We start from the raw sequence: 9,494 nt of genomic DNA, 5'->3' as shown, positions 1-9,494 counted from the left end.
TCGCGGAGGCTGGTGATGGTGTGGCCGATGGCGCCGGCGGTGCCGATGGCGAGGGCCCAGGCGGGCGGCATGCCGGTTGCGGCTCCGGTGGTGGCGACGGCTAGGCATCCGGTGGTGGCGGACAGAGCGCCGGTCACGGGTCCATGACCGGCGCTGTAGTCCCACACCGGCCCGGTGGTGGCCTGTGTGTTGGTGGTCATGGTCAGACGTTCCAGCCCTTCTCTGCCTGGTGGCCGTTGCGGGGGTCTTCGTGACGGGCGATGTCCTGGGCGTGGACCTGGCGGAACAGCGGGGCCATGTCCTCGGCGACGGCAACGGCGGCCATGACGGCGCCGAAGGCGTCATTGAACGAGCCCGCCACCTCCTTCTCCAGCGGGAACTCCAAGTCGGACCGCTCGGCGAGGATCTTCATCACGTTCGCCACGGACGTCAGCGCGGCCGGCAGGCCCTCGATCATGGCGAGGATCTCCATACAGTCATCGGGCTCGTAGCTGCTGGCGGCGGACTCCATCTCCGCCGCGTAGTCCTCGAACCGGAAACCAGACATTCCCTCTCCCTCACTCGCGGGCATGGTGGTGGGTGCGGCGGGGACCAGGCCGGCGGGGCGCTCGGCCGTGTCCCCGATCTGCTCGGTGCCGTCGTCCTCGGCTTCCGCGTCGGCGGCGGCTTCCTCCTCCTGCTGGGCGTCGCGGATGGCGTTGTCTCGCGCGGTGCGCTGGTCCTGGGCGGCGTGCATGAGGCGGGCGTACAGGCGGCGGCCGGGGTGCTGGAGCCACGCCCAGCCGAGCTTGCGCCCGAGCGGCGTGGTGATCGTTCCGAGCAGCCCGAGCGCGCCGCCCAGCAGCGCGGCCAGCAGACGGCGGCCCTGGAACCGGGCGGCAGACCGCATGAGCGCCTTACGGGCCCGCTTTCGGGCCGGGGCCTTACGGACCGCCGCCCGCTGCTGGTCGACCGTGCCACCGTTCTGCCGGTCCCTCGCCGCGCGGGCACGGTCCACAGCCGCCCGCCGCATGGCCCCGGCCTTGTTCAGGCCCCCGGCGAGGGCCCGGCTGATCGGTCCCTTCTTCGCGGCCCTAGTGGTGCGGGCCTGCTGCTTGGCGTCCCGGCGTGCGTCGGCGACCTGGCGGCGGGCGGCGGTCGTCTGGGCTCGCTGCGCGGCCCGCGACGGGGCCGAGGAGCGGGCCGAATCCCGAAGGGCCTTGATCTGCTGGACCCGGCCGCCGCGTGCCTTGCCCGACGTGGCTGCGGACAGGCCGGCCGCGCGGACGGCTCCGTTCCTTCCATCCGGGGAAGACAGGGGCTTTCGCAGGGCGGAAGGTACGGCTGCGCGGTGCCCGGCCATGCCCCGGCCACCCTGGCCGCCTTGGCTCGTCTTGTGTCCGCGACCAGCGGTCCTAGTGGTGCCGGCGTTTCCGCTACGGGCCCAGGGCACCAGCCGCCGGGCCGACCCCGGCCGCGCCCCGGATCGTGTGGTCGCCCCTCGTGGCGTGGCGGCCCGGTTGCTGCGGCGTGCGTTGCTGGCGGGCTTGCTCTGCTGGCGCGCCTTACGGCTCGCAGCGGCTGTGCCGAGGACGACCGCGCCGGTCGCGGCCAGGGCCAGGGCGACCGGGCCGCCTACCAGGGAGGCGGCCGCGAGCAGGGAGGCGGTGGTGTTCGTACCGGTCACTGCGAGAGGGACGACCGGCCACCCGCCGGGCGTGTGCTCGACGCTCTCAGCGGACGCCGGGGCGGCTGCCGTGGGCTCCGGCTCTGGGGGCGGTGTGGGGTCTGGTGGGGCTTGGGGGCCTGCTTCCGTGGTGATGGTGGTGTCGGTCATGCTGTGTGCACTCCCTTCGGGAGGTCAAAGGCCCGGACGCTGCCGGCCAAAGCAGTGCGTCCGGGCCTTCCTTATGGGCTGGTGCAGGTCAGAGCCGGTTCGGCTCCAGGGAAAAGAAGACGACGTTGCCCCTGGACAGCTCCGAGTTCTGGTCACCGATCTGGTTGCGCAGCGCCATGTAGACGTCGTGCCGGCTGGCGCCAGGGTGCGGGGTGATGGTGCCGGACCAGGTGCTGGACATCCGGCCGGGAAGTTCGAGGGTGAGCACGTAGTGGTGCGAGCCCTGCGCCCTGGCGGTCGGGGCGGTGCTCCGCTGGGTCTGGCTGCTCATGTGTCGTGTCTCCTGTCGGGTCAGGCGGCGCGGGTGGGTGAGTCGTGGCAGGGGGTGCACGTGCCGAGGGAGCGCGGGATGCGATACCCCACGTCACGGCGACAGTTCGGGCAGATGCGCTGTGCGGCGTTCGCCCTGGCCAGCGCCGCCCACCGGGCGGGCGTCATCGGCCGGACGGGCTTGGCTGCGTCGATCCGGTACAGGTAGGCGATCAGCGGGCCCCGGCGCCGGCGCGGGCGCTGCAACTCAGCCGCCACGTGCTGTCCGCCGGGCCTCAGTCCCATCGCGCGGAGCTGGCGGTAGGTGGCGTAGCCGTCCGGGGCCAGGCGCCACCGGTAGACGGGAAGGGCGGCCATCAGCTCGCCGCGCCTTCCAGCTCACGCGGCGCGCTCTGGGCGGCGTCGCGCAGTTCCTGGTAGCGGGAGGACACCCAGCCGATGGACCACCCGCACAGGTCGACGGCCGCCCGCACGGGCAGGCCCTCGGCGAACGCCGCGCGGACGATCCGGCGGGCCTGGTCTTCGCCCACCTTCTCGTTCACCGGGCCACCAGCAAGCAGCGCGGCGCGTTCACGGGCTTCACGTTCCTCGCGCTGCCGGCGCTCGGCTTCGCGGCGGGCGGCGGCTTCGCGTTCAAGGCGTTCACGCTCCCGCTGCTGCTGTTCACGCTCGCGTTCACGGCGTTCACGAGCCTCCCGCTCCGCCCGCTCCCGAGCCTCGATACGGTCGGCTTCCTCCCGCAGTGCGGCGGCTTCCCGCTCGGCTTTCTCCCGGGCGAGCTTGGCTTCGTGTTCACGCTGTTCACGCGCCAGCATGGCGGCGTGCTCACGCTCCTCACGGGCCCGCCGCTCGGCCGCCTCCCGCTCCGCGGCCGCCGCTTGCTGCCGCTCGATCTGCTCGGCGCGCTGCCGGGCATCCAGAGCGGTCAGGGCGGCGGCGATGGCGCGGCGGTAGGCCAGGCTGGTCTCTGCGGTGACGATCAGCAGCAGCGGCGCGACCGCGTGCACGGCCACTCCGACCAGGTCCTTTTTCAGGGCGGAGTCGGCGATGTTCAGCGCCAGGGTCATGCCGCCAGTCATCCACCGCAGCGCAACCGGCCACCGCCCGCCGTGCCCGCCCAGGCGGGCCAGGACGGCGTCGAGACGGACGACGATGACCACGGCGGCGTCCACCACCAAGGGCAGGATCGGCGCCGTCCAGTCCCACGCATCCGGCGTGTGCTTCGCCATCAACGGGGTCACCGTCAGGATCGAGTAGAGCACCGCTCCGCAGACGATCAGCCACGTCCCAGCCGACAGAGCGCGCTCGGCTGAACGGATCTGAACAGCGTTCACGGACCCGCCTCCCGCACGGTCGCGGAGGCGATCAGCAGGACCGGCGAGGCGGCGTCGTCAGGAACGGCGCTGTCCTCGGTCCAGGTCCATTCCGGGCCGTCTGTGAACGCGTAGCCGAGCTTGTTCAGCGCCCGTGAACGCGCCGCCACCGTCGGCACCACGTCGCCGTCGAACTCGTACTCCGGCCACTGCGACGACGGCTCACCGAGCAGCGCCACGTACAGGCGCCAACGGCCCGCCCACCGGCTCACGGACATCTGCGCCGTGTAGGTGCCGGCCGCCATCAGGCCACCTCCGGCGAACCCGCACCGGCCCGGTTCGTCAGCTCCCGCCGCGCGGCCAGCACCCGCCGGCGGGCCCGCCGGATGCGGCGCGCGTCCAGCTGGGACGGCGTCCGGTCCAGGACGGTGATCTGTGCGTCCAGCAGCTCGACCTCCGCCCGGATCAGCGGCATCTCCCGGTCGATCGCCTCCAGCTCCGCAGCCGTGGGCTCCGGATCGGACGCGGTGGCGGTAACAGCCGCCTGAAGTGCAACGATGTGCTTCATGAGTCGTGGTCTCCCTAGCAGGTTCTACGGCTCGACAGCGCCCCTGGAGATACCAGCTCCGGGGGCGCGCCGTATGAGATGAGTAGTGGGGTCAGCCGCGCTTGCTGCCGCGCCCGTGGGCGGCGTCCAGCTCAGCGGCGGCGTTCCGGGTCTTGCCGGAGGCGATCCGGTCGTAGGCCTTCTGGCTGCGCTTGACCGCAGCGGGCGAGGTCAGGTCGGAGGACTGCTGTTGCGACTTCTTGCCGAACATGCGAACTCCTTCGATGCGGGCACCGGCCGGCCGATCCGGCCCGGCTCCCCGCGGCCCCGGCGTAGGGTCCGGGGCCCAGGCAGCCAGCCGTCAGCGCTGCACTACGGCCTTGTGCATGTCGCGGTGCCGCACGGTGACGCTGTGCCCGGCACCGCGCAGGCAGTCGGCGAGTGCGCGGGCGAACGTCGGGGCCCGGTGTCGGCCGCCCGGCGCAGCCGTCCGCGACGACCACCCGGCCGGCGCTGGGGCCCGAGGCGAACGCGGCAACCGCGGCGATCGTGGCGCCGATCAGCTGCGCGATGCCGGGTGTGCCCAGCACCGCGGCGCGAACGGGCTCGTCGTCTGCGGTCATGTACCGCAGCTGCGGGCTGACGTGCGGGTCCCGGAAGTGGTGACGCAGATCGATGGTCAGGTGCGCCCCGGGCGGCGCACCGTGCAGGTAACCAAACGAGACGATCTCAACAACAGCCATCAGAACTCCTCACGGAGCGAACGGGGGGTGTACCGGCTCCCCTCAAGCCCGCCCGTACAGCACCCCGCAGGGGCCCGGACGGACGAAGGAGGCAACTAGCCGCAACCGATAGAGCTGCGGTGTCGTACATGTGTCTCGCCTTCGGGAGCGCGCTCCCGTTTCAGGCATGCGAGACGTGTGACCTTTCGGTCTCGCCCTCCGGTTGACCAGGGGTCCGGGGCCCTCAGCCCCGTCTTTCAGGGGCTCCTTGCCGTGCCAGCGCAACCCGAATTGGCACCTCTGGTGTTTCTGGTACCAACCAGTTGCTGGGCAAGATGCTGCACCCGGTCGGCGGGACTCGTCAAGCACTTCAAGGCGACTCGTACCAACCAGTGGACCCAGTCGGGCATCATGAAGCCATGGCGACGCGCTCAGACCCCCTGTACATGCAGCTGGCTGCCAGCCTCCGCGCGAAGATCGAGAGCGGGGAGTACCCGCCTGGCGGCAAGCTGCCTAGCGAACGGAAGCTCATGGAAATCTATGACGCTTCCCGAAATACGGTGCGCCTGGGATTGCAGCGACTGGTCGCAGAAGGGCTGGTGTTTGCGAACCAGGGGCGCGCTTATATGGTCCATCGACAAGACATCTTGGTGTACAACTCCTCGCGCTCTGAAGACCACAACAGGCGCCTGGCGGCAGGAGTTGACGCGTGGGTCCAGGACATACACGAGCAAGGGCGAACGCCGAGTCAGGAGATCTCGGTAAGCATTGAGAAGGCGACGCCCAGCATTGCCCGCCGCCTCGAAATGCAGCCCGGCGACTTGGTGCTGGTCCGCCGCCGTCTACGTTTCGTCGATGAGCAGCCTTGGTCGACGGAAGATTCCTACTACCCACACGGCCTCGTGAAAAATACGCCGATTGCCGAACCAGCCGATATTGCTGAAGGCGTCATCGCCTACATGGCGTCATTGGGATACAGGCAGACGCACTACATTGACGACGTTACCGCCGTCATGCCCAACCCGAAGCAGGCCGAGGAACTGGCCGTCGAAGCCGGTGTCCCCCTGCTGGTCAGGACCCGTGTCGGCTATACCGACTCGGGTCCAGTGCGAGTCACGATCACCATGATGCCGACAGACCGCAACGTCCTGCGCTACGAGTTGGGAACAGGTGCCCCGAATGCATGACGACCGTGTCACCATCCGGCCTGCCAGTCCAAGGGAAGCGGAAGTCATCGCATCCATGTGGGACGAGGCTGGTGAATGGCTGAAAGCGCAGGATGTGAACCAGTGGCAATACCCAGCGAATAGGGAAAAGATAGCTAGGGATATCGATCTGGTGCACGCTTATGTGGCACGTAGAGATGGCGAGTACCTGGGGACTATCACGGTTGACGAGTTCGCCGATCCGGAATTTTGGTTGCCGAATGATGCACCTAGCAGCGCACTATATGCCCACCGTATGATTGTGCGACGCGCGGCCGAAATTCCCGCTTTGGGTACAGCGTTGCTCGATTGGGCCTCAGAGAAGGCGGCCCTGTTGGGTAAAGCATGGCTGCGGGTGGATGCCTGGAAGACCAATGCGAAGCTTGGGGGCTATTACGAGTCTCAAGGGTTCGAGCACGTTAGGACCGTCGATCTTCCTCACCGTAATTCCGGGGCCTTGTACCAGCGGCCGGCAGGCAGCATCCGGGGCGGCGGACCCCGATACCTAGCGCTGGAGGTGCCTCGGTTCGACGAGAACGGCAACCCAGAGTGGGGCTGGTCGTCGGAGGCCTAGGGCCTGTCCCTAGACGGCGGGCCGAGCGCGCGGAGGGAGATCGCGGCCTTCCCCGACATGTTGGAGTGCCTCGTAGCTCTGTGCCGGGTCGTCTTCCTCCATAAAGATCGCGCTGCGGCTCCGTGGTCGCGAGCGAGACCGCTCGTGGGTCCCCGGATGCCGGTCGGCACCATCGTTCGGCGGCAGCTGTGTCACATGCCCTACATAACTAAGTAGGAGGAAGGCCGACGGCCCGTCCTCCGCCCTGGCCGCGAGCCCATGGCTTCAACAGGCTCTCCAACATGCCTAGTTCGACGCCTAAGGCACCACGGCCATCCTGTGATTCAGCTCACATTCCGAGTGTGCTCTCATAGAACGGGCAGCTTGGAGGCTTGTCGCTCAGGACGCCTCTGAACTGCGGAAATGCGGGTCACACTGATGTCAGTGTCGGGTGGTATGGGAGAACGGAGCTAAGCGGCTGGCAACGTGTCCGCCTGTGCCGGTCGAGGGCTGTACGACCACAAAAAGTGTCAGCGCCACCCGTACAGTCAGATCCCAAGAAACGCCCTTCGGCATGACGAAGGGAGACCCCGCGTGGCCTTTGCTTCCTAGGGCCTGGCCACGCTTGGGATCTCCCTCTCGCCAGTCATCGGGGCACCCGCCTGATGAGGAGCAAGGAGACCCATGACGCCCTTTGACCGTACAGCAAGCCCCATGACGAAGCCCTCACGCCTGCTGGCGTGGTCGGCCCTAGTCATGGGCATGGCGGCTATCACCGCTGTCGTCATCCTCGGGCTGACCGGCCACCCTGAAGCCGCGGCGGCTGCCGGCGCGATCGGCGCTGCGGCCGTCGCCGTCGGCGGTATCACCGTGACAGTGAACATCCGCCGCTGAGATCAGGTCTGGCACCTACCCGATGGTCATGGTTCACCTGACCACCGGGTAGGTCGTGAGCTGTGCGGCTCGCCGAAGTGCAGCAGCCATCTATGTACGCCGATGTGCGTGGGTGTTGATGTCAGACGTTGATGTCTGTTGGACCGGCACCGCGATCACCGTTCTCATCGACGCCCGGGCCGACCCCGCCTGGGCCGAATCCCCTGTGCGCCCGCACGACGCGGCTGCGGGCCCAGGTGGAGGCGTCTCGGCTGGAGGGGCGGTAGCTGATGCCGAGAAGGCGGCTTCCAACGTGACCTATGACGGACCACTCAGCCCATAGTGACCTGGTCGCACCCGCCTACGGATCAGGCGCGAGCAGCTTCGAGTCGTGCCACGCAACGTAGAAGCCCCTCGGGACCCAGGTCCCGAGGGGCTTCTACGTCAACGTCCGAAGCGCCGAGGCACGCAAGCGCCCTTGAAACCTGTCGCGAACGCGAGTGCTCGACGCCCTATGTGAGCGAAGCAGTGAAGCGTTCCACGTGCATGCTGGCTGCTGCGCCCCACGCAAGATTCAAGCGCAGCGTGTTGCCCTGCTGATTCGACACGTGATCGAACAGCATGCCGATGGTGGCCGCGCCTCCGATCCCCTCACGCGTCTGGCCGACCGACGGGGCCTGGTCAGGCTCGAACGTCGTGAACTCCAGCCGCCCGGTCTCAGGCCAGTAAATACCCACCGTCACGGGCGGAGACTGGCGGCGCATCTTGGCGTACACATCGTCGATGGTGTCGCTCTCCAGCGCCGCCACGACCGTGTCGCCTGACCGATGCCCGTGGGCAGCGAACTGACGTCGGATCTCGGGATCCGCAAGCCTCTTGGCCACCTCGAAAGCTGCCTTGCGACGTAGCGTGCGTTCATCAGCCACACCGCCACCTCCGCAAGTTGTCTTCCCAGTTGTTCTGCATCTCGTTCAGCGCCCCCTCGTAACTATCGTGCACGACATCCCAGGCGCCGTCACGTTCGGGGATGTCACGAATCAGGTCGTGGTCAAGCAACACTGTTCCGCTTCGACCGAAGAGGTGCCGGTGGATCGTGCCGCCACAGCAGTCAATGCGAGCCACCTCCTCCCAAGTGCCGTAATCGCTGGTCATCTGCATGACGGCATAGTCGACGATCTTGTTTCGGTACGTCCTCAGGCGAACCCGCAAAAGATCTTGATCTGAGCATGCGATGTCGAAATCCCACTGCTCAGCGGGCGGAACCCTCGGCGGCCGGTACACCGCCTTGGGCGGTGTCTCGCCCATGTCCACCAGCCTGCTACGGCGCTTGTTGCTGTTGTTCGCCATAGGCTCCGCCCCCCTCTATGGAGTGACGAACATTACTCGCGTGGGCTAGCGGCGGACACCCGCTTGCGAACGTTGGGTGGCGGGTTGGCTCCTTCGAGTGGTGACCCTTGCAGGAGCTTGCCGTCAACGCTCAGCGGGCGTGGCGTGAGCGCCACGGCCTGTGCACTATGGCACTGCTGGCCGCTGCCTCGCCGGCACGGGCGTGGACCGTCGATCACCCGTGAGGAGGAACGCGATGCGGGCGCATCACGGGCTGCACACGTGCTTGGTAGCACGTAGGTATGAGCACTCTCTTCAGCGTCGACCAGCCTCACGGAACAACGATGGCGGAGCTCGACGCCTCGACACGCGTCGCCATCGGTGACGAACTGCTCCGCCAGTTTCCGGACGAGGTGGGCAGGCATTCCGCCGCCTTCAAACGAGCGGCCTCGCGCTTGAAGGTGACCGCCTCTACTGGGCGAGAATGCACAGTGCTGGCGAAGTGGTTGAGCGCCCCGATGCGTGACCACGTCTTCGGTCGCGTCAGCGTCTCCTACTCAGTCCTTCGTGAGGCTGCGTTCGACTACTCGCGCTCGGGCATGCCCGATCACCAGCGATGGGACGCCCTTCGGACGATGATCGATACAGCCCTAGCCGAGGGCCGTACGCGAATCACAGCTACCCAGTATCGGAAGGTTATTGGCGCTAGACCAATCCCCAATCAGGCTGACGCCATGCCCCCGGAAGCGATCGTTCGCCAGATCGACCGTCCCGACGTCTGGTCCGCAGTGCTCGACTACATCGCTGCC

Annotated in this window: 14 protein-coding genes and 1 pseudogene; 4 read left to right on the top strand and 11 right to left on the bottom strand. The window is 67.9% G+C overall.

Features of this window, described 5'->3' with window-relative positions; all coding sequences use genetic code 11:
* The 9 genes and pseudogenes from IE109_RS32540 to IE109_RS32500 all read right to left on the bottom strand — a co-directional run.
* Positions 1 to 200 (bottom strand): hypothetical protein (locus IE109_RS32540; protein WP_189554964.1); only part of this gene is annotated, 200 nt, incomplete at its 3' end.
* Positions 201 to 202: 2 nt separating this feature from the next.
* Positions 203 to 1,342 carry a hypothetical protein gene (locus tag IE109_RS32535; protein ID WP_229891875.1) on the bottom strand — a complete coding sequence of 380 codons (1,140 nt, stop codon included), beginning with the start codon at positions 1,340 to 1,342 and terminating at the stop codon, positions 203 to 205.
* A gap of 562 nt (positions 1,343 to 1,904) precedes the next feature.
* The gene (locus tag IE109_RS32530; RefSeq protein WP_189554962.1) at positions 1,905 to 2,147 is read right to left on the bottom strand and encodes a hypothetical protein; all 243 of its coding nucleotides are present in this window, start codon (positions 2,145 to 2,147) and stop codon (positions 1,905 to 1,907) included.
* Positions 2,148 to 2,167: 20 nt separating this feature from the next.
* Positions 2,168 to 2,503 carry an RRQRL motif-containing zinc-binding protein gene (locus IE109_RS32525; protein WP_189554961.1) on the bottom strand — a complete coding sequence of 112 codons (336 nt, stop codon included), beginning with the start codon at positions 2,501 to 2,503 and terminating at the stop codon, positions 2,168 to 2,170.
* Positions 2,503 to 3,480: a DUF2637 domain-containing protein gene (locus IE109_RS32520; protein WP_189554960.1), complete on the bottom strand. Its 978-nt coding sequence runs from the start codon at positions 3,478 to 3,480 to the stop codon at positions 2,503 to 2,505. Before IE109_RS32520 ends, IE109_RS32525 begins: the two co-directional genes overlap by 1 nt.
* Positions 3,477 to 3,764, bottom strand: coding sequence for a DUF6303 family protein (locus IE109_RS32515; RefSeq protein WP_189554959.1), 288 nt, complete (start codon positions 3,762 to 3,764; stop codon positions 3,477 to 3,479). Before IE109_RS32515 ends, IE109_RS32520 begins: the two co-directional genes overlap by 4 nt.
* On the bottom strand, positions 3,764 to 4,027 hold the full coding sequence (locus tag IE109_RS32510; RefSeq protein WP_189554958.1) for a DUF6284 family protein: 264 nt from the start codon (positions 4,025 to 4,027) through the stop codon (positions 3,764 to 3,766). The genes IE109_RS32515 and IE109_RS32510 overlap by 1 nt, the downstream gene beginning before the upstream one ends.
* A gap of 91 nt (positions 4,028 to 4,118) precedes the next feature.
* Positions 4,119 to 4,277 carry a hypothetical protein gene (locus IE109_RS32505; protein WP_189554957.1) on the bottom strand — a complete coding sequence of 53 codons (159 nt, stop codon included), beginning with the start codon at positions 4,275 to 4,277 and terminating at the stop codon, positions 4,119 to 4,121.
* 90 nt (positions 4,278 to 4,367) lie between these two features.
* Positions 4,368 to 4,749 (bottom strand): annotated as a pseudogene (locus tag IE109_RS32500) (RapZ C-terminal domain-containing protein).
* A gap of 398 nt (positions 4,750 to 5,147) precedes the next feature.
* On the opposite strand from IE109_RS32500, the gene IE109_RS32495 reads away from it, so the two are divergent.
* From IE109_RS32495 to IE109_RS32485, 3 genes are all read left to right on the top strand, one after another.
* Positions 5,148 to 5,915: a GntR family transcriptional regulator gene (locus IE109_RS32495; protein ID WP_189554956.1), complete on the top strand. Its 768-nt coding sequence runs from the start codon at positions 5,148 to 5,150 to the stop codon at positions 5,913 to 5,915.
* Entirely contained in the window at positions 5,908 to 6,507 is a 600-nt protein-coding gene (locus IE109_RS32490) for a GNAT family N-acetyltransferase (protein ID WP_189554955.1), read from the top strand. The genes IE109_RS32495 and IE109_RS32490 overlap by 8 nt, the downstream gene beginning before the upstream one ends.
* Before the next feature lie 693 nt (positions 6,508 to 7,200).
* On the top strand, positions 7,201 to 7,380 hold the full coding sequence (locus tag IE109_RS32485) for a hypothetical protein (RefSeq protein ID WP_189554954.1): 180 nt from the start codon (positions 7,201 to 7,203) through the stop codon (positions 7,378 to 7,380).
* A 491-nt stretch (positions 7,381 to 7,871) separates the two neighbouring features.
* Here IE109_RS32485 and IE109_RS32480 read toward each other — a convergent pair whose 3' ends face one another.
* Positions 7,872 to 8,285 carry a hypothetical protein gene (locus tag IE109_RS32480; RefSeq protein WP_189554953.1) on the bottom strand — a complete coding sequence of 138 codons (414 nt, stop codon included), beginning with the start codon at positions 8,283 to 8,285 and terminating at the stop codon, positions 7,872 to 7,874.
* On the bottom strand, positions 8,278 to 8,706 hold the full coding sequence (locus IE109_RS32475; RefSeq protein WP_189554952.1) for a DUF7718 family protein: 429 nt from the start codon (positions 8,704 to 8,706) through the stop codon (positions 8,278 to 8,280). The genes IE109_RS32480 and IE109_RS32475 overlap by 8 nt, the downstream gene beginning before the upstream one ends.
* Before the next feature lie 281 nt (positions 8,707 to 8,987).
* On the opposite strand from IE109_RS32475, the gene IE109_RS32470 reads away from it, so the two are divergent.
* On the top strand, positions 8,988 to 9,494 hold a 507-nt coding region (locus IE109_RS32470), incomplete at its 3' end, for a hypothetical protein (protein WP_189554951.1).

The sequence above is a fragment of the Streptomyces lavendofoliae genome (genome assembly GCF_014649735.1).
GTDB classification, from domain to species: domain Bacteria; phylum Actinomycetota; class Actinomycetes; order Streptomycetales; family Streptomycetaceae; genus Streptomyces; species Streptomyces lavendofoliae.
This window is presented reverse-complemented; position numbering and strand designations above follow the sequence as displayed.